We start from the raw sequence: 19,465 nt of genomic DNA on the forward strand, positions 1-19,465 counted from the left end.
TGGCTCTTTGGGTGAGATCGGCTGGTTTCTCGGTCACCATCGCATGCCGCGCCCACCGTCCGCCCGGCAGAATGAGGCATGGTCAAGCCGCCCGACTCCCTCTCCGTGCCGGTCCGGGTCAAGCCCGGTGCCGCCCGGGTGCGCGTGGGCGGGCGGTACGACGGGCCCTACGGGCCGGCGCTCGTGATCGCGGTGCACGCGCCGCCGGTCGACGGGCGGGCCACCGAGGCGGCGCGCCGGGCGTTGGCCGAGGCGCTGGGGGTCCGTCCGGCGCAGGTCACCCTCCGCTCCGGCGCGGCCAGCCGCGACAAGCTGTTCGACGTCAGTGGCACCGGTGACCCGGCCGACCTGGCCGGCCGCCTCGACGCACTGCGCGAGACCTCCTAGTGACGGAGCGGCTGGACGTCGCCCTGCTGATGGGGGCGGTCGTCGTGCTCGTGGCCGTCGGGGCGGTGCGCATCTCCACCCGGCTCGGCCTGCCCAGCCTCCTGGTCTACCTCGCGATCGGCGTCGCGCTCGGCGAGTCCGGGCTGGGCATCGAGTTCGACAACGCGGAGCTCACCCGCAACCTCGGCTTCTGCGCGCTCATCGTGATCATCGCGGAGGGCGGGCTGACCGCGCGGTGGGGACACCTCCGCCCGGTGCTCGGCGTCAGCGCCACGCTCGCCACGCTGGGCGTACTGGCCAGCTCGGCGCTCGTCGGGATCGCCGTGTACCTGGTGCTCGACCTGGACTGGCGGCTCGCGCTGCTCTACGGCGCGGTGCTCTCCTCGACGGACGCCGCCGCGGTCTTCGCCACGCTCCGCCGGCTGCGGCTGCCGCCCCGGCTGGTCGCCACCCTCGAGGCCGAGTCCGGCATGAACGACGCGCCGGCCGTCCTGCTCGTCCTCCTGCTCTCCATGAACCCGGCCGGCGGCGGCCACCCCTGGTGGTACGAGGTGCTCGTCGTGGTCTACGAGCTCGGGGCCGGCGCCGCCATCGGGTACCTGGTCGGCATGGGCGGCCGGTGGGGGCTGCGCCGCGCCGCGCTCCCGTCGGCCGGGCTCTACCCGATCGCGGCGGTGGGGCTGACCGTCCTCGCGTACGCGGCCGGCGCCGCCGCGCACGCCTCCGGCTTCCTCGCCGTGTACGTGGCCGGCGTGGTGCTCGGCAACGCCCGGCTGCCGCACCGGCAGGCGATCCTCGGGTTTGCCGACGGGCTGGCCTGGCTCGCCCAGATCGGCCTGTTCGTCCTGCTCGGGCTGCTCGCCTCGCCCGCGCGGCTGGGCGACGCGCTGCTCCCCGCGATCGTGACCGGCCTCGCGCTGGTGCTGCTGGCCCGGCCGCTGTCGGTGGTGCTGTCCGCGACGCCGTTTCGGGTCCGCGGGCGCGACCAGGCGTTCCTGTCCTGGGCCGGGCTGCGCGGGGCGGTGCCGATCGTGCTGGCGACCGTACCGCTCTCGGCCGGGGTCGAGGGCGCCACCCAGCTCTTCGACGTGGTCTTCGTGCTGGTCGTGATCTTCACGCTGGTACAGGGCGGCACGCTCGCGCCGGTCGCCCGCCTGCTCAAGGTCACCGCGCCGGCCGAGGCGAGCGAGATCCACGTGGACAGCGCGCCGCTCGAACACATGCGTGCCGACCTGCTCCAGATGGAGGTGCCGGAGGGCTCGCGGCTGGCCGGCGTACACCTGGACGAGCTGCGCCTGCCGGTCGGCGCCTCGGTCACGCTCGTGCTCCGCGACGGGGTCGGCTTCGTACCCGGCCCGGACACCCGCCTCAAGGTGGGGGACAGCCTGCTGATCGTCGCCACCGTCCAGGTACGCGACGCGGCCGAGCGGCGGCTGCGCGCGGTGAGCCGCCGGGGCAGGTTGGCGAGGTGGTTCTACGAGTACGGCGACGATCGCGACGATTGATCGACTAGAGTGTCCTTTGCCCGGTTTGTGGGTTTAGCGGCCTGTGAATTGGGTACGAGCGGTGCGGCATGTTGTCGGACGTCTTCACGTTCCGTATTCTTGCCAGCCACCGGAGTGCGCGGCGTCCCGCCGCGCGCCCGTTTTGCAAGTGGGGGACGCGATGGCCGAGCGGGCGAAAGCCGCACGCGAGGCGGCATCGAAGGGCGGTGCGAGCACACGCACCGGGGGCTCTCGGGCCGCGGCGCAGCGTACCGCGAGCGCGCCCGCGTCCACCGCACGGGCTGCCAAGAAGGCAGCCCCGGGCCCGGCGCGAAACGGCGCGACGGCCCGAAACGGGGGCGGCAAGCCTTCCCCCGGACCGGCCCGCGCCAGCGCCTCCACCAGCAAGAAGGCCGCGAAGAAGGCTCCGGCGAAGCCCGCCGCCGGCACCCGTTCGAGCGGCTCGGCCACCACCGCGCCGGCCGCGAAGCCGGCGGCGCCCGCAGCGGTGAAGAAGCCCGCGGCCAAGGCCACGCGGCCCGCGAAGGCCGCGACGCCGGCGGTGAAGAAGGTGGCGAGCAAGCCCGCGCGGCCGGCGAAGGCCGCGACGCCGGCGGCGCCCGTGGCGGTGAAGAAGGCGGCGACCACGGCCACGCGGCCCGCGACGCCGGCGGTGAAGAAGGTGGCGAGCAAGGCCGCGCGGCCGGCGAAGGCGGCCGGCACCAAGGCGGCGAAGGCATCGACCGCCAAGGCGGCGGCGAAGTCCGCGACCGGGACGGCGAAGCGCGCGGCCCGGGCGAAGAAGGCGACCGCGAGCAAGGCGACCGCCCCCACCAAGGCGGCGCGGGCGAAGGCGGCGACGACCGGCGCGGCGCCCGCAACGGCCGCGACGACTGCGGCGGCGCCCGCAACGGCCGCGACGACCGCGGCGGCGTCCGCAACGGGCGCAACGGCCGCGACCAAAAAGACATCCAGGACCACCCCGGCCAAGGCCGCCGAAGCCACAAAGAACGCACGAGCCGCGAAGCGGGCCGAGGTGGCGCCGGCCGCGACGGGCCCGGAAACCGCGAAGCGCGCCCCGGCCGCGAAGGGCGTGCGGAAGGCCGCCACCAGGAAGGCGACCGCGCGGAAGAGCACCGCGGCCGCCGTACCCTTGGAAGCCACTCCCGGCACCGCGCCCGGTCCGACCCCGGTGACCGGCGCGGACGCACCACCACAGACACCGGCGCCCGACCGGGCGCCGGCGGAGGCCGCGGGTCCAGCCCACCAGGCCGGAAGCGCTGCGCACACCACCACACCGACCGCGGCCACCCAGGCCCCGCCTATCGCCGCGGACACCGCGGCCAAGGGAGCGACGATGGCGAAGCCAGCTGACACCAAGACCGCCACCAGCCGCAAGCCGGCGAAGGGGACCCGCAGCGCCGCGGAGACCGAGAAGATCCGAGCCGCCCTGGCGGGGCGCCGGGACGAACTGCAAGCCGAGTACGATCAGACGCTGAGCGAGATTACCGAGCTTCAGCGCGAGCGGCTCACCGACTCGGCCGGCGACGACCAGGCCGACACGGGCACCAAGACGTTCGAGCGGGAGCAGGAGATCTCCCTCGCAAACGGCATTCTCGACCGGATCAGTCAGGTGGAGCGTGCGCTGGAGCGGCTCGACGCGGGCAACTACGGCTGGTGCGAGCGGTGCGGCAACCCGATCCCGGTGGAGCGGCTCGCCGCGTTCCCCTCGGCGACGCTGTGCGTGACGTGCAAGCAGTTGGAGGAGCGGCGCTGAGCACGGAGACGGAAGCGGCGGTTGGCGAGCGCCCGGCATCGCCGGCACGACGACGGGCGGTGCTGGTGCTGCTCGCCACCGCCGCCGTCTCGGTCCTCGTCGACCAGGTCACCAAGCATCTCGCCCTCGCCCACCTGGAGGACGACGGCGAGTCGGTCCGCCTGCTCGGGGGCGCCGTCTACCTCAGCCTGACCCGTAACAGCGGGGCGGCGTTCAGCCTCGGCAGCGACTACACGTTCGTGTTCCCGCTGATCACCTGCGGGGTCATCGCGTGGATCGTGTGGATGGCGCTCAAGCTGCGGTCGGTGCCGTGGGGCGTGGCGCTGGGCCTGGTGCTCGGCGGTGCGCTGGGCAACGCCGGCGACCGCGTCTTCCGCGCCCCCGGCCCGTTCCAGGGGCACGTGGTCGACATGATCAGCCTCTTCGGTCCCAACGGCGAGCACTGGCCGATCTTCAACGCGGCCGACTCCTCCCTGGTCTGCGGCGTGGTCCTGGCGGTCGCCCTGGAGTTCACCGGCCGGCAGCGCGACGGCACCCGAGTGAAAGCGACGAGGAAAGCCGACAAATGAGCACCCGCTCCGTCCCGGTGCCGGACGGGCTCGATGGCCTGCGCCTCGACCAGGCCGTGTCCCGCCTCTTCGGACTGTCCCGCAGCGCCGCCGCGGCGCTGGTGGAGGGCGGTAACGCGCTGGTCGACGGGGTGCCGCGGCCGAAGGCCGACAAGGTCAGCGCCGGCTCCTGGCTGGAGGTCACCCTGCCCGCGCCGCCGTCGGCCGTGGAGGTGGTGCCCCAGGCCGTACCCGGGCTACGGGTGATCTACGCGGACGACGACATCGTCGTGGTGGACAAGCCGGTCGGCGTGGCCGCCCACCCGAGTCCAGGGTGGACCGGACCGACCGTGATCGGCGGCCTCGCCGCGATCGGCCACCGCATCTCCACCAGCGGTGCGGCCGAACGGCAGGGCGTCGTGCACCGCCTCGACGTCGGCACCACCGGCGTGATGGTGGTGGCCAAGAGCGAGCACGCGTACACGGTGCTGAAGCGCGCCTTCAAGGAGCGCGAGGTCGAAAAGCGGTACCACGCGCTGGTGCAGGGGCACCTCGACCCGTTGCGCGGCACGATCGACGCGCCGATCGACCGACACCCCACGCACGACTACAAGTGGGCCGTGATGTCGGGCGGTAAGCCGAGCGTCACGCACTATGACACATTGGAGGCGTTCCCGGCGGCCAGTTTGGTCGACGTACGGCTGGAAACCGGCCGTACGCACCAGATCCGGGTCCACTTCTCGGCCATGCGGCACCCGTGCGTGGGTGACCTGACGTACGGTGCGGATCCGACACTCGCAGCCCGGTTGGGGCTGTCCAGACAGTGGTTGCACGCCCGCGCGCTCAGCTTCCTCCACCCCCGTACGGGGGAAGAAGTTCGCTTCGTCAGCGACTACCCTGATGACCTGGCGCACGCGTTGGAGACGCTCCGTGACGCCGCCTGACCATCCGGGTCGAAGGCCGACGACAGTCGAGGGAGAGCTACGCCGTGCGCACTGGCGACCTGCTGCGCCGGTTGGACAGCCGGTTGTTGCCGCCGCTGGCACGAGCGATGTCGCGGCTGGCACAGGGACGTCTCCGGATGCGGGTGCTGACCGGCGTCGCGCTGCTCTCGTCCACGGCCGTGCTGCTCACCGCGGTGTGGGCCGCCGACCGCGGCGAGCCCGCCGGTGACCCGACGGTCGGCGAGGTCGTGCGGGTCGGCGTGGCGGAGGGGCAGTCCATCCCCGGGTACGTGGCGACGAGCCGCCGGGAGCTCGCCGAGCTGGTCGCCGCCCCACAGTCCACGGGGGACACGTACGCGCTGGTCACCTTCACGGAGTACCTGGCGCCCGAGCGGCTCGCCCCGGTGTTGCGCGAGGTGAGCGTCACCGAGGTCTTCGGGCGGGTGCCGCTGGCCGATACCCAGACACAAATCGTCCGCATTCCCGCCGCGCGGATCCCGGGTGACGTGGTCGACGGCATGGTGGAGGTGGCCGAGCGCAAGGAGGCCGAGGCCGCCGAGTACCAGTCGCTGAGCGGCACGTTGACCGGCGGCAGCGAGCGGGAGCGGCAGCTGCGCCAGGTGTACGACAGCGGCGCCGCGGTGGCCGCCGCCGAGGCGACCGCCTACCGGTCCTCGTGCTCCTGCGTGTACGCGGCGGTGATCCGTGCCACACCGGCCGCGCTGGAGCGGATCTCCGCCCGCTCCGAGGTGCGCGCGGTCGACCCGGCACCCGAGGTACGCCGCCTCGACCGGGCCGTGTTCCTGCCGCCGCTGCCCGAGCAGGAGGACGTCGTCCGGCCGCCGGCCGACACCGCGCTCCCGTCGCCGGACCCGTCGGCGCCGCCGCCGTCCACGGCCCCCGTCGAGCCGGCGCCGACCAGCGGCTCGGCACGGCCGGAGCCGCCCGCGACCAGCGGCCCGCCGGACTCGCCCGCGCCGACCACCGCCGAGCCGGCCGACACCCTCCCACCCGCGTCGGCGCCACCGGCGACCGAGCCGGCGGCCTCCCCGGCGGCCGCCCTGTGAGCGCCGGCGGCGGCCTCCCCGGGGGCGCTGTGAGTGAGCGAGTTGGCGCGGCGGCGTCTGGACGGAGCCGGCCCGCCGACGGAGTCGGGGTTTCGGGCCGGTGGAGGAAGACGTCGCCTTTGGCGCCGCATGAGCGAGCGAACCCGGAGGCGCTGTGAGTGAGCGAGTTGGCGCGGCGGCGTCTGGACGGAGCTGGCCCGTCGACGGAGTCGGAGCGACTGTGACGGCATGTGCGGCCGCGGTCACTGCCGGCAGTGGCGTCCCGGATCACAGATCGACCGTTGAACTGTTGGCCAATGAGGTTCGTGTCCAGACCGGATGCCCAGTTGGGGCCGGAAAGGTGGCAGTGTGACGCACCATGTGTGCTTCGCTCGTTGGACCGATGGTGTGGTCTGAATAAGGATTTGTTCGTAGCCTGTCAGGCGGGACCGATGGCGCTGGGAGGGGCGAGCCGTGGAGGGCACCGAGACCGGCTGGGGCCGGCCTGCGGAACCAGCGCCGCGTTGGCGGGCGCTGCTCGACCGTGCCCGGGGCGGCGGACGCAACGGTGATCAGGCGGACCTCGACTTCGATCCACGCGGGCGCCGCGCGCCGAGCCCGCTGGACGGCCGCGACGACGACGGCCCCGCCTTCGACCTGCCACCGCCCCGCCCGCTCGACGGCGGCTACGACGACCGGTGGGACGACCCGCGAGGTGGAGGCGGCCGCGGCTACGACGGCGGTCGCGGGTTCGACGATCCACCGCCGCGCCCCCGCGGTGTGAACGGCACGGCAAACGGCGCCAACGGGCGCTCCCGCTCCGGCACCGGCGGTTACCCGCCGGCCGGCGGCTACGGCAGCCCCGTGGCGTACGGGAGCCCGGTCGACTACCCCGACGACGGCTACCCGCCGGACGCGCGCTACGGCGACCAGCGCTACCCCGACCAGCGGTACGCCGAACCCCGCCGCCCCGAGCCCCGCTACCCGGCGGCCGAGCCCGGATACCCGGCGCAGGATCCGCGCCTGGCCGCCCGCCCCGGCCCGCCGGCCGTCCGCGAGCCGGCGCCCCGTGAGCCCGCACCTCGTGAGCCGGCGCCCCGCGATCCCACCCCGCGCCCGACCTCCTCGCCCGGGGGATACAGCCGCTGGGCCGAGCTCGAAGGCGGATGGCAGCCACCGGCGGCCCCGCCACGCGCCGCGGCGGCGTCCGCACCGGCCCGACCCGCCACGCCCCCGCCGCAGCAGGACAACGGGTACGTGCCGCAGGTGGAGTTCCGGCAGACCCGCCCCGACGCGGAGGTGGAGCGGGCGGTCAGCGTACTCCGGCGGGATCTGGGCATGCCCAAGGTCCTCGCGTTCGCCAACCCCAAGGGCGGCGTGCACAAGACCACCGCGACCGTGCTGGCCGCCGCCACCGTCGGCAGCGTCCGCGGCCGCGGCGTGCTCGCCTGGGACGACAACGAGCTGCGCGGCACCCTCGGCCTGCGCGCCGGCAGTGCCCGCCACGCCCGTACCATCCGGCACCTGATCGCCGATCTGGCCGACGTTGAGGCCCGCCACGGGCTGGAGCTCAAGGAGGAGCTCGACGACTACCTGCGGCACGCCTCCGACGGGTCGTACGACGTGCTGGCCGGCGAGGAGAGCCCGCGCTTCGCCCAGCGCCTCGACCAGTACACCGTCCGCCGGGTGCTGGAGCTCCTGCGCCGCACCCACGACGTGATCTGCGTCGACACCGGCAACAACGTGGAGAGCGCCAACTGGCAGACCGTGCTCCAGGCCGCCGACCAGCTGGTGATCACGACGGTGCCGCGCGAGGACGCCGCGTTCACCGCGGACTGGATGCTCGACCTGCTCGACGAGGTCGGGATGGGCGAGCTCGCCGCCAACGCCGTGACGCTGCTGTCCTGCCCGACGCCCGGCCACTCGCCGCTGCTCGAAGACCTGGCCCGGCACTTCTCCACCCGCACCCGCGCGGTGGCCATCGTGCCGTACGACCAGGCGCTGGAGACCGGCTCCTCGATCGAGTACAACCAGCTCCAGCCGGAGACCCGGGCGGCCTGGCTCAAGGCGGCCTCGGTGATGCTGGAGCCGTTCGTCCGTTAGGTCGCAAGTCCTCGCCGGCGTGATCCAGATGGCACGCTTCGGGGCCGTGTCGGCGGCGCCGGGCGTCGTACCCGCGGGCTAGGCTCTGCCAAGGTTGACACTGGGAGGGGCAGGGTGCCGGAGCCGTCTTTCGTGCATCTTCACGTACACACCGAGTACTCGATGCTCGACGGCGCGGCGCGCTTGAAAGACCTCTTCAGCGAGGCCAAGCGGCTGGAGATGCCGGCCCTGGCGATGACCGACCACGGCAACCTCTTCGGGGCGTACGACTTCTTCAAGCAGGCCACCGCCGCCGGCGTAAAGCCCATCATCGGCTCCGAGATGTATTTGACGCCCAACAGCGACCGGCGGGATCGGACCCGGGTGCGGTGGGCCGACGGCGGGGAGAACGACGTCTCCGGCGGTGGCGCCTACACGCACATGACGATGCTCGCCGCCGACGCCGACGGGCTGCAAAACCTCTTCCGCCTCGGATCGTTCGCCAGCCTGGAGGGCTACTTCTACAAGCCGCGCGCCGACCGCGAGCTGCTCCACCGGTACGCGAAGGGGATCATCGCCACCACCGGCTGCCCGTCGGGTGAGATCCAGACCTGGCTGCGGATCGGCGATTTCGACAAGGCGTGCGCGTCGGCGGCCGAGTTTCGCGACATCTTCGGCCCCGACAACTTCTATCTCGAGCTGATGGACCACGGGCTCGACATCGAGACCCGGGTCCGCGAAGACCTGATCCGGCTCGGCAAGCGGCTCAACCTCAAGCCGGTCGCGACCAACGACCTGCACTACACGTTCGACCGCGACGCCGACGCGCACGAGGTGCTGCTGTGCGTGCAGTCCGGCTCGACGATGGCCGACCCCAAGCGGTTCAAGTTCGACGCCCGCGACTTCTACCTGAAGTCCCCGGCCGAGATGCGCAAGCTGTGGGACGCGGAGGTCCCCGGCGCCTGCGACAGCACGCTGGAGATCGCGGAAAAGATCGGCGACTACTCGGCGCTGTTCGCCTCGCGCAACCTGATGCCCCAGTTCCCGGTGCCGGCGGGGGAGACCGAGGAGTCGTTCCTGCGCAAGGAGGTCATGCGCGGGCTGGAGCGGCGCTTCCCCGACGGCGTGCCCGACGACCGGCGCGTCCAGGCGGAGTACGAGCTGGACGTCATCATCAAGATGGGCTTCCCCGGCTACTTCCTGGTGACCGCCGACCTCGTGGCGTACGCGAAGCGGGAGGGCATCCGGGTCGGTCCGGGGCGCGGCTCCGCAGCGGGCGCCCTGATCGCGTACGCGCTGGGCATCACCGAGCTCGACCCGATGCAGCACGGCCTGCTGTTCGAGCGGTTCCTCAACCCCGACCGCATCTCGATGCCCGACATCGACATGGACTTCGACGAGCGCCGGCGCGGCGACATGATCCGTTACGCGACGGAGAAGTACGGCGAGGAGCGGGTCGCGCAGATCATCACGTACGGCACGATCAAGGCGAAGGCGGCGATCAAGGACGCGGCCCGGGTGCTCGGCTACCCGTTCGCGATGGGCGACAAGATCACCAAGGCGATGCCGCCGGCCGTCATGGGCAAGGACATCCCGCTCGGCGGCATCTTCGACTCCAGCCACCCGCGCTACCCCGAGGCCGTCGAGTTCCGCCAGCTGTACGACAGCGACGCCGAGGTGCAAAAGATCGTCGACACCGCCAAGGGCCTGGAAGGGCTCAAGCGGCAGTGGGGCGTGCACGCGGCCGGTGTGATCCTCTCCCGCGACCCGCTGGTCGACGTGCTGCCGATCCACAAGCGCGAGCAGGACGGCGCCATCATCACCCAGTGGGACATGGGCGCCTGCGAGTCCATCGGCCTGCTCAAGATGGACTTCCTCGGCCTGCGCAACCTCACGATCCTCGACGACTGCCTCGACGCGATCCGCGACAACCGGGGCGTCGACGTGGTGCTCGAAGACCTGCCGCTGGACGACAAGCCCACGTACGAGCTGCTCGCCCGCGGCGACACGCTCGGCGTGTTCCAGTTCGACGGCGGGCCGATGCGGGCGCTGCTGCGCTCGATGGTCCCGGACAACTTCGAAGACATCTCCGCCGTGGGCGCGCTCTACCGCCCCGGCCCGATGGGCGCCAACGCGCACAACGACTACGCCGACCGCAAGAACAACCGCAAGCCGGTCGTGCCGATCCACCCCGAGCTGGCCGAGCCGCTGAAGGACATCCTGGGCGACACCTACGGGCTGATCGTCTACCAGGAGCAGGTCATGGCGATCGCGCAAAAGGTGGCGGGCTACACGCTCGGCAAGGCAGACCTGCTCCGCCGGGCGATGGGCAAGAAGAAGAAGGAGATCCTCGACAAGGAGTTCGAGCCCTTCGCCGCCGGCATGAAGGACAACGGCTACTCCGACGCGGCGATCAAGACGCTCTGGGACATCCTGGTCCCGTTCTCCGACTACGCGTTCAACAAGGCGCACTCCGCGGCGTACGGCGTGGTGTCGTACTGGACCGCCTACCTCAAGGCCAACTACCCCGCCGAGTACATGAGCGGCCTGCTCACCTCGGTCGGCGACGACAAGGACAAGTCGGCGGTCTACCTGGCCGAGTGCCGGCGCATGGGCATCAAGGTGCTGCCGCCGGACGTCAACGAGTCGATGGCCCGTTTCGCGGCGGTCGGCCAGGACATCCGCTTCGGCCTGGCCGCGGTGCGCAACGTCGGCACCAACGTGGTCGAGGCGATCATGCGGTGCCGCAAGGAGAAGGGCGCCTACGCCGACTTCTACGACTTCCTGCGCAAGGTCGACGCGGTGGCCTGCAACAAGAAGACCATCGAATCGCTGATCAAAGCGGGCGCGTTCGACTCGATGGGGCACAGCCGCAAGGGCCTGCTCGCGGTGCACGCCGACGCGATCGAGTCGTTCCTCGACACCAAGCGCAACGAGGCGGTCGGCCAGTTCGACCTCTTCGGCGGCGGCGACCTCGGCGGCGCGCCGATCGAGGTGACCCCGCCGATCCCGACCGACGAGTGGGACAAGGGCGACCTGCTCACGTTCGAGCGGGAGATGCTCGGCCTGTACGTCTCCGACCACCCGCTCTTCGGCGTCGAGCACGTGCTCAGCGCCGCCGCCGACATGTCCATCGCCGCGCTGTCCGAGGAGGGCTCAGTCGGCGACGGCGCGGTGGTCACGCTCGCCGGCATCCTCTCCGGGGTGCAGCGGCGGATCACCAAGCAGGGGAGGGCCTGGGCCTCGGCCACGCTGGAAGACCTGGGCGGCGCCGTGGAGGTGCTGTTCTTCCCCAACACGTACGAGATCGTCGGGCAGTACATCGCCGAGGACGCCATCGTCGTGGTGAAGGGGCGGGTCGACCGGCGCGACGACCAGCCGCGGCTGATGGCGATGGACATGTCGTTGCCCGACATCACCGCCGCCGACGAGGTCAAGCCGGTCGTGCTGGCGCTGCCCCCGTCGCGGTGCACACCGCCGCTGGTCGAGCGCCTGCGTGAGGTGCTGACCAGCCACCCCGGCTCGGCCGAGGTGCACGTCAAGCTCGTCAACGGTTCGCGGGCCACGCTGCTACGGCTCGGCCCGACCCGGGTGGCGCCGACGACGGCGCTGATGGCCGACCTCAAGGCCCTCCTCGGCCCGGCCGCGGTCGCCGGCTGACCCCCGCCGTCGATGTCGCCCCCGGTGCGAAGCGCCCCTCTCCAGCCGGTTCCCAGCCGGGCCTGAGAGGATTCGACCGTGAGCGAGCGAGTTGGCGCGGCGGCGTCTGGACGGAGCTGGCCCGCCGACGGAGTCGGGGTTTCGGGCTGGCGGAGGAAGACGTCGCCTTTGGCGCCGCACGAGCGAGCGAACCCGGAGGCACAGTGAGCGAGCGTGCGGAGGGCGCCGAGGCCAGACACCCGGTGGCGGCCGGCCCATTCGCCGCCGCCGCCGCCGTCGACGGGCGGGCGGAGACCCGGCGCAAGGGGTGGCCGTCGCCGCTGGTCAGCCTCGCCGTGGCGGTCGCGCTGGCGATCCTCGGCGCACCGCTCGGCCTGCTGTGGCGGGCGCTGGCCCCCGACATCCCCCTGATCAAGGTCGAGGGCGGCGCGCGGCTCACCGATCCGCAGCCAGAGGAGTACGTCGCGGCCGATGGCTGGTTCACCCTGCTCGGGCTCGGCTTCGGCGTGCTCGCCGCGATCGCGGTCTGGGTGCTGCTGCGCCGCTACCGGGGCCCGGTCGTGCTGCTCGGCCTGGCGGTGGGCACGGTCGGGGCGGCGCTGGTCGCCTGGTGGCTCGGGAGCCTCATCGGGCACGGCGACTTCGACCGGCTCCTCGCGAGCGCGCCGGCCGGCACCCCGCTCAGCCAGCCGGCCGAGTTGCGGGCCGGCGGGTTCGAGTGGCTGTGGGGCGTCATCCCCACGCTGCAGGGCGACGTGCTGCTGCCGGCGTTCGGCGCCGTCGTCATCTACACGCTGCTGGCCGGCTGGTCGCGATACCCGTCGCTGGTTCCCGAGCCGGAGCCGGTCACCCCCCTGGCGCTGGCGGCGGCCGCCGAGCCCACGCCCGACGGCGGCCTGGCCGGCCCGTGGCACCCACCGGCCGGCGTGGCGCGCCCCCCGGCCGGCCCAGACTGGCGCCCTCAGCCGATCAACGGCATGGGCATCGACGGCGGTGGTCCGTCCAAAGACCGGATGCCCGGCGCCGGCCCGTGGGCATCCCCACCGCCCGGCACCGACCGCGGCTGATCCCGGCTCCAGACACACATCTGCCCCCGTCCGCGCCAGCTGCGGACCGCATGCGCGGGGTCCCCGGGGAAACGTGGGGCGCAGCGGAGCGGTGCTTTCCCGCGGGCACCGCTGCGGCCGGCGACGAGCTGGCGCTCGCCGACTTCCCCGGCCTCCGCTGCCGGCTCCGCGCGACGAGCCCGTTCGGGTCCGCACGGGCCGCGTTCGCGGAGGGGCCCGCGACTGCGGCTCCACCACTGCCACCCGCGTGCGCGGACTCTCGAGCGCCGGGTCCGCGGACCAGCCCGCTCGGGTCCGCGCAGGCGGGCTGGCCAGGGCGGCGACCGCGACTCCGCCGGCTGCCGGCTGTGCGTGCGGAGCTCTCGAGCTGCACGCACAGACGGGGCAGTCGAGAGATCGGTGGACTCACTGACCGTCGCGGCGTGAGCCGTGCGTAGCCTTTTCGTGGTCGGGGCTGCCGGAGCGCTCCCGAAGGGGTGACTGCTGCGTGGGTGGAGCTGTGGAGCTGGGCGCGCGGACGGGGCAGCTCCAGAGCCCCTGAAGCGCACCGACCGTCGCGGCGTCTGCCGTGCCCGCGGCCCGGTCTGGCTTGCCGAGCGTTCCCGAAGGGCGACTGCTGCATGCGTGGAGTTGGGCGCACAGGCGGGGCAGCTCCGGAGCCTGGTGAACGCGCCGACCGTTGCGGCGCGAGCTGTGCGCATGCGCTTCGCGGGTCTTGGCTGCCGGTGTGCTCGCGAAGGGGTAGACGCTGCGTGCGCGGAGTTTTGAGCGGGGCGCGCAGGCGGGGCAGGTTCAGAGGTCGGTGAGCGCACCGAGTGTCGCGGGCCGGCTTGCCGGTGGGGTTCTGGAGGGGTGAGCGCGACCGGCGGCGGAGGGTGAGGCTGCGGGAGCAACGGTCTGGACCCAATGCCGCTCAGCCTGAGTCGATCACGGGTCAGCCCGTATGGGCGGGACGGCTTGACACCCCAAAACCGGTTGACGATCTCAACAGCGCGCCCGGTGCCCGCCGACCGGGAGCAGGGGGTGACCAGCGGTGGAGGGATGAAGCCGCGAAAAGCAAACGGCCCGCCACTCACCCTGAAAATTTTTGATCAAGGCCAGGGCCCTCGGAAGCCCCATGGCCGTGTAGGCGCCCTGCGCACCGTACGGCGCTGCGAGATCGGCCCAAGCCGCAGATCGTGGTACGGATCCGCCCGCCCGAGGGCAGCTGCGTACCACGATCTCGACCACCCGCCCGGTGGTGACCGCGGACCGGCCGCACGCGCCGGGCGATGGCCGGACGTTCCCGGCCCGCAGGGCCTTGATCGAATCAGCATGAGGCATTGGGCTGGACCACGACGGGCGTCGCGGTAGCTCGGAATGTCTTCGGACTTTGCTAGTGCGCTGGCCACTGACCTTTGCCGGCTTCGCCGGCCCGGGGGGGGGGGGGGGGGGGGGGGGGCGCGCGCCCGGGGGGGGGGGGGGGGGCCCCCCGGGGGGGCCCCTGGCCGGGCTCCCCCGGCCGGGTGGAGCGGCGGCCGACGCCCCCCGATCACCCGGTGAACGTTGGTGGCCACCGCACTGACTAGTTGGCGCTGATCGGGACGGCCAGCTCGGAGAGGGGGACGGGCACGGCGCGGACGCGGCCCAGCAGGGCGGCCTCGCGGTTGAGGAGGCGGAGCTCGGCGCGTAGGCGGGTGGCGGTGTCGTCGGCGGCGAGCAGGCGCTGGCGGTCTTCGACCGTGAGTGCGGCGGTCGCGGCGACCAGGTGGGACAGGACGGTGGGGTCTTCGGGGAGCTGCTCGCTCACCTCGGCGAGGTCGGCCGTGTCGTCGGTGTCGCCGTCGGCCCGCATCAGCCGAAGGTAGCGGCGGAAGACCGACAGCACCCGCGGGGCCAGCAGGTCGGCGAGGTCTTCCTGCCCGCCCGGCTCGGGGAGCCACTCGATCTCGCCGGTCAGGTAGGGCTGGGAGTCGCTGTCGACGCCGGTGAGCCGGAAGCGGCGGCGTCCCACGGTGACGATGTCGTACCGCCCGTCGGGCAGCTCGGTCACCTGGCGCAGCTCGGCCGTGCACCCCACGTCGTGGAGGCTGACGTCGGCGGCGGGCGCGGTCGCGCCGGGTGCGGTGGAGAGCGGTGCCTCCCAGCCGCGGCGGATCGCCACCACGCCGAACTCGCGGGGCGTGCCGTCGGGCAGCGCGACGAGGTGGCGGACCAGCTCGCGGTAGCGCTCCTCGAAGATGTGCAGGGGGAGGACGAGACCGGGGAAGAGCACCGTGCCCAGTGGGAACACCGGCAGCCGCGGACTCATCCAGAAAGCGTATCGGAGGAGTCTCAGTGCCTGGACCGGCCGGACGGGCGGCTGGGGTGCCGTCGCGCGCCGCATAGACTCGGTACGTGCTCAACCGGATCGACCTGCGCGGCAGCGCCACCGACCCGCGTGGCCTGCTGCCCCGTGCCCAGCTCGACGTCTCCGCCGCGGTCGACAGGATCCGCCCGGTCGTGGAGGCGGTGCGCGAGCATGGGTTCGCCGCGATCCGGGAGGCGACCGAGCGCTTCGACGGGGTGCGGCTGGAGCGGCTGCGGGTGCCGGCCGAGGCGATCGCGGCGGCCGCCGGGACGCTCGAACCCGAGGTGCGGGCGGCGCTGACCGAGGCGATCGCGCGGGCCCGCAAGGTGCACACCGACCAGCGCCGCACCGACGTGACCACGCAGGTGGTGCCGGGCGGCACGGTCACCGAGCGGTGGGTGCCGGTGTCCCGCGTCGGGCTGTACGTGCCGGGCGGCCTGGCCATGTACCCGTCGACCGTGGTCATGAACGTGGTGCCCGCCCAGGTCGCCGGTGTCGAGGGGCTGGTGGTCACGAGCCCGCCCCAGGTCGACAACGGCGGCCTGCCCGACGCCCGGGTGCTCGCCGCGTGCGCGCTGCTCGGCGTCCACGAGGTGTACGCGGTGGGCGGCGCCCAGGCGATCGCGATGCTCGCCTATGGCGTCCCCGGCGAGTGCGAGCCGGTCGACCTGGTCACCGGTCCGGGCAACATCTGGGTCACCGCGGCCAAGCGGCTGCTCCGCGGCGTCGTCGGCATCGACGCCGAGGCGGGCCCCACCGAGATCGCGATCCTCGCCGACGACACCGCCGACCCGGTCCACGTCGCCGCCGACCTGATCAGCCAGGCCGAGCACGACCCGCTCGCGGCGAGCGTGCTGGTCACCCCCTCCGCGGCGCTGGTCGAGGCGGTCGAGGTCGAGCTGACCCGGCAGGTGGCGGCGACCAAGCACACCGGCCGGATCACCGAGGCGCTGACCGGCCCGCAGTCGGGGGCGGTCCTCGTCGACGACCTGGAGCAGGGGCTGCGGGTCGTCGACGCGTACGCGGCCGAGCACCTCGAGATCCAGACCGTGGACGCGCGGGCCTGGGCGCTGCGGGTGCGCAACGCGGGTGCGGTCTTCGTCGGCGCCTGGTCGCCGGTGTCGCTCGGTGACTACCTCGCCGGCTCCAACCACGTGCTCCCCACCGGCGGCTGCGCCCGCCACTCCTCGGGGCTGTCGGTGCAGTCGTTCCTGCGCGGCATCCACGTGATCGAGTACGGCGAGGCGGCCCTGCGCGACGTCGCCGGCCACGTGGTCACGCTCGCCAACGTGGAAGACCTGCCGGCGCACGGCCAGGCTGTGACGGCTCGGCTATGATCCCCATCCGCGACGATCTCCGGGGGCTCAAACCCTATGGCGCGCCCCAGCTCGACGTGCCCGTGCGGCTCAACACCAACGAAAACTCGTACCCGCTGCCCGAGGCGGTGGTCGAGGCGATCGGCAAGGCGCTCCAGGCCGAGCTGCGCGACCTCAACCGCTACCCCGACCGCGACGCCGTGGCGCTCCGCGCCGACCTCGCGGAGTACCTGGGGCACGGCCTGACCGGCGACCAGGTCTGGGCGGCCAACGGCTCCAACGAGATCCAGCAGCAGCTGCTGCAGGTCTTCGCCGGGCCGGGGCGGAGCGCGCTGGGCTTCACGCCGGCGTACTCGATGCACCCGCTCCTGGCCAAGGGCACCGGCACCGCCTGGGTCGACGGCTACCGGGCCGAGGACTTCGGGCTGGGCGCGGCGCACGCGGTCGAGCAGATCGAGCGGCACCGCCCCGACCTCGTCTTCCTCTGCTCGCCCAACAACCCCACCGGCACCGCCCTCGACCCGGCCGTGGTCGCCGCGGTGCTCGACGCGGCGCCCGGCATGGTGGTGGTCGACGAGGCGTACGCGGAGTTCGCCCGGCCCGGCACCCCGAGCGCGCTGGAGGTGCTGCCCGGGCACGAGCGGCTGGTGGTGACCCGCACGATGAGCAAGGCGTTCGGGTTCGCCGGCGGGCGGCTGGGCTACCTGGCGGCCGCCCCGGCGGTGGTCGACGCGGTGCAGCTCGTCCGCCTGCCGTACCACCTCTCCTCGCTCACCCAGGCCGCGGCCCGCGCGGCGCTCGCCCACCGCGACGCGCTGCTGGCCACCGTCGAGGCGATCAAGGAGCAGCGCGACCGGATCGTCCGCGAGCTGCGCGACCGCGGCTTCCGGGTCGCCGACAGCGACGCCAACTTCGTCTTGTACGAGGTGGGTGGCGACCAGAAAAAGGCCTGGCGCGACCTGCTCGACCGTGGTGTGCTCGTGCGCGACGTGGGCCTGCCCGGCTGGTTGCGCGTGACCGCCGGGACCCCATCGGAAACGGACGCCTTCCTGGAGGCCCTCCCATGAGTCGCAGCGCCCGCATCGAACGGGTCACCAAGGAGACCAAGGTGCTGGTCGAGCTCGACCTCGACGGCACCGGCCAGGGCGAGATCAGCACCGGGGTCGGCTTCTACGACCACATGCTCAACCAGATCGCCCGGCACGGCGGCTTCGATCTGACCGTCAACACGGTCGGCGACCTGGAGATCGACGCCCACCACACGATGGAGGACACGGCGCTCGCGCTCGGCACCGCGTTCGCGGAGGCGCTCGGCGACAAGGCGGGCATCCGGCGGTACGGCTCGGCCGTGGTCCCGATGGACGAGGTGCTGGTGCAGGCCGCGGTCGACCTCTCCGGCCGGCCGTACGTGGTGCACGACGAGCCCGCCCTCGCGCCGTACATCGGGCCGGTCTACCCGACCAGCATGACCCGCCACGTGTGGGAGTCGTTCGGCCAGGCGGCGCGGATCACGCTGCACGTGACCGTGCTGCGGGCCGCCCGCCCCGGCGGCCACCCGGACGCGCACCACGTGGTGGAGGGGCAGTTCAAGGCGGTCGCGCGGGCCCTGCGCGAGGCGACCTCGATCGACCCGCGCGCGGCCGGCGCGGTCCCCAGCACCAAGGGGACGCTGTGAGCTCGTTCGCCCCGGTCGGCCTCTTCGCGCTCGCCGGTGTGCTGGCCGGCGGTGCCTGGTCGCTGCACCGGCAGGGTGCCGCGCGCGGCGCGATCGGGGTCGTCGCGGTCCTCGCCGCGCTCGCGGCCGGTGGCGGCGTGCTGTGGCTGATCCCCGGGGAGGGCTGAAATGCCACCCCACGAAATCGCTCCGCCGCGCTCCACGATTACGCCCGGTCCCCGGCCTGCCCCCAGCGTGGTGGTCCTCGACTACGGCTCGGGCAACCTGCGCTCCGCCGAGCGGGCCCTCGCCCGGGCCGGCGGCGACGTGACGGTCACCCCCGACCTGTCCGCGGCGGCCGCCGCGGACGGCCTCGTCGTGCCGGGCGTCGGCGCGTTCGCGGCGTGCATGGCCGGCGTCGACAAGCTGGGCGCCGGCCCGGTCATCGCCGAGCGGGTCGCCGCCGGGCGCCCGGTCCTCGGCATCTGCGTCGGGGCGCAGATCCTCTTCGAGTACGGCGACGAGCACGGCACCGTCACCCAGGGCCTGGGCCTGATCCCGGGCGGCGTCACCCGGCTGCCCGCCACCCGCGTGCCGCACATGGGGTGGAACACCGTGGCGCCGGCGGCCGGCTCGGTCCTCTTCGCGGGACTGCCGGCCGGCACGCGGTTCTACTTCGTCCACTCGTACGCGGCGTTCGGCACCGGCCCGGGCATCACCACCTGCACCCACGACGTGCCGTTCGTGGCGGCGGTGGAGCGGGGGTCGCTGTCGGCGACGCAGTTCCACCCGGAAAAGTCGGGCGACGCCGGGGCGGCGCTGCTGCGCAACTGGGTCGGGACCCTGAGTCTTGTCTAAGGAGCGGGCCAGACGCAGGGCCGAGCGGGAGGCGCTGGCCGCGCGGGAGAAGGCGGCCGCCGCCCGGCGCCGTCGCCGCCGCGACGCGCTGCGCCGCCTCCGGCCCACCCTGCCGCGCCGCCGCCGCACCGGCTCGCTGCTCGCCCGGCGTACCCGGGTGGAGCGGGCCGGCATCGCCGCGCTCACCGTGGTGCTGGTCGCCGCTGCCTGGTTCCTGGTCGACCCGCTGGGCCTGCGCCTGGTGCTGATCGTCCTGCTCGTGCTCGTCCTACCGGCCGTCGTGGTCATCGCGCTCGGCCGCCGTACCTGATCG

The 19,465-nt window shown here is 73.4% G+C and carries 17 protein-coding genes; 15 read left to right on the plus strand and 2 right to left on the minus strand.

Annotated features, from left to right (window positions below):
* Positions 1-78 precede the first annotated feature (78 nt).
* Together RB614_RS08345 and RB614_RS08350 are read left to right on the plus strand one after the other, a co-directional pair.
* Positions 79-387, plus strand: coding sequence for a DUF167 domain-containing protein (locus RB614_RS08345; RefSeq protein WP_308711802.1), 309 nt, complete (start codon positions 79-81; stop codon positions 385-387).
* The gene (locus RB614_RS08350) at positions 387-1,892 is read left to right on the plus strand and encodes a potassium/proton antiporter (RefSeq protein ID WP_308711803.1); all 1,506 of its coding nucleotides are present in this window, start codon (positions 387-389) and stop codon (positions 1,890-1,892) included. Before RB614_RS08345 ends, RB614_RS08350 begins: the two co-directional genes overlap by 1 nt.
* An 84-nt stretch (positions 1,893-1,976) precedes the next feature.
* Here RB614_RS08350 and RB614_RS08355 read toward each other — a convergent pair whose 3' ends face one another.
* Complete coding sequence (locus tag RB614_RS08355; RefSeq protein WP_308711804.1) at positions 1,977-3,035, minus strand: hypothetical protein; 1,059 nt, start codon at positions 3,033-3,035, stop codon at positions 1,977-1,979.
* Between the two features lie 193 nt (positions 3,036-3,228).
* On the opposite strand from RB614_RS08355, the gene RB614_RS08360 reads away from it, so the two are divergent.
* The 7 genes from RB614_RS08360 (at position 3,229) to RB614_RS08390 (ending at position 12,995) form a co-directional block, all read left to right on the plus strand.
* Positions 3,229-3,648, plus strand: a complete 420-nt coding sequence (locus tag RB614_RS08360) for a TraR/DksA family transcriptional regulator (protein WP_173054221.1) — start codon at positions 3,229-3,231, stop codon at positions 3,646-3,648.
* Positions 3,649-3,707: 59 nt separating this feature from the next.
* Positions 3,708-4,217 (plus strand): signal peptidase II, encoded by a 510-nt coding sequence (gene lspA, locus RB614_RS08365; RefSeq protein ID WP_308711805.1) that lies wholly within the window; start codon positions 3,708-3,710, stop codon positions 4,215-4,217.
* The gene (locus tag RB614_RS08370; protein WP_308711806.1) at positions 4,214-5,140 is read left to right on the plus strand and encodes an RluA family pseudouridine synthase; all 927 of its coding nucleotides are present in this window, start codon (positions 4,214-4,216) and stop codon (positions 5,138-5,140) included. Before lspA ends, RB614_RS08370 begins: the two co-directional genes overlap by 4 nt.
* A gap of 44 nt (positions 5,141-5,184) precedes the next feature.
* Positions 5,185-6,207: a hypothetical protein gene (locus tag RB614_RS08375; protein WP_308711807.1), complete on the plus strand. Its 1,023-nt coding sequence runs from the start codon at positions 5,185-5,187 to the stop codon at positions 6,205-6,207.
* Between the two features lie 453 nt (positions 6,208-6,660).
* Positions 6,661-8,289: an AAA family ATPase gene (locus tag RB614_RS08380; RefSeq protein WP_308711808.1), complete on the plus strand. Its 1,629-nt coding sequence runs from the start codon at positions 6,661-6,663 to the stop codon at positions 8,287-8,289.
* A gap of 114 nt (positions 8,290-8,403) precedes the next feature.
* The gene (gene dnaE / locus RB614_RS08385; RefSeq protein WP_308711809.1) at positions 8,404-11,928 is read left to right on the plus strand and encodes a DNA polymerase III subunit alpha; all 3,525 of its coding nucleotides are present in this window, start codon (positions 8,404-8,406) and stop codon (positions 11,926-11,928) included.
* Positions 11,929-12,131: 203 nt separating this feature from the next.
* On the plus strand, positions 12,132-12,995 hold the full coding sequence (locus RB614_RS08390) for a DUF2567 domain-containing protein (RefSeq protein ID WP_308711810.1): 864 nt from the start codon (positions 12,132-12,134) through the stop codon (positions 12,993-12,995).
* 1,564 nt (positions 12,996-14,559) lie between these two features.
* On the opposite strand, the gene RB614_RS08395 is transcribed toward RB614_RS08390, so the two are convergent.
* Positions 14,560-15,285 (minus strand): LON peptidase substrate-binding domain-containing protein, encoded by a 726-nt coding sequence (locus tag RB614_RS08395; protein ID WP_308711811.1) that lies wholly within the window; start codon positions 15,283-15,285, stop codon positions 14,560-14,562.
* An 86-nt stretch (positions 15,286-15,371) separates the two neighbouring features.
* Here RB614_RS08395 and hisD point away from each other — a divergent pair, with 86 nt between their 5' ends.
* From hisD to RB614_RS08425, 6 genes are all read left to right on the plus strand, one after another.
* The gene (gene hisD, locus RB614_RS08400) at positions 15,372-16,661 is read left to right on the plus strand and encodes a histidinol dehydrogenase (RefSeq protein WP_308711812.1); all 1,290 of its coding nucleotides are present in this window, start codon (positions 15,372-15,374) and stop codon (positions 16,659-16,661) included.
* Positions 16,658-17,707 carry a histidinol-phosphate transaminase gene (locus RB614_RS08405; protein ID WP_308711813.1) on the plus strand — a complete coding sequence of 350 codons (1,050 nt, stop codon included), beginning with the start codon at positions 16,658-16,660 and terminating at the stop codon, positions 17,705-17,707. The genes hisD and RB614_RS08405 overlap by 4 nt, the downstream gene beginning before the upstream one ends.
* The gene (gene hisB / locus RB614_RS08410) at positions 17,704-18,315 is read left to right on the plus strand and encodes an imidazoleglycerol-phosphate dehydratase HisB (RefSeq protein WP_308711814.1); all 612 of its coding nucleotides are present in this window, start codon (positions 17,704-17,706) and stop codon (positions 18,313-18,315) included. The genes RB614_RS08405 and hisB overlap by 4 nt, the downstream gene beginning before the upstream one ends.
* Positions 18,312-18,482 (plus strand): hypothetical protein, encoded by a 171-nt coding sequence (locus tag RB614_RS08415; RefSeq protein ID WP_308711815.1) that lies wholly within the window; start codon positions 18,312-18,314, stop codon positions 18,480-18,482. The genes hisB and RB614_RS08415 overlap by 4 nt, the downstream gene beginning before the upstream one ends.
* A gap of 70 nt (positions 18,483-18,552) precedes the next feature.
* Positions 18,553-19,152 (plus strand): imidazole glycerol phosphate synthase subunit HisH, encoded by a 600-nt coding sequence (hisH, locus tag RB614_RS08420; protein WP_308711880.1) that lies wholly within the window; start codon positions 18,553-18,555, stop codon positions 19,150-19,152.
* A complete protein-coding gene (locus tag RB614_RS08425; RefSeq protein WP_308711816.1) occupies positions 19,145-19,462 on the plus strand; it encodes a hypothetical protein in 318 nt (105 codons plus the stop codon). The genes hisH and RB614_RS08425 overlap by 8 nt, the downstream gene beginning before the upstream one ends.
* Positions 19,463-19,465: the final 3 nt, after the last annotated feature.

Origin of the sequence: Phytohabitans maris, from assembly GCF_031085175.1 — a bacterium.
Classification (GTDB): domain Bacteria; phylum Actinomycetota; class Actinomycetes; order Mycobacteriales; family Micromonosporaceae; genus Phytohabitans; species Phytohabitans maris.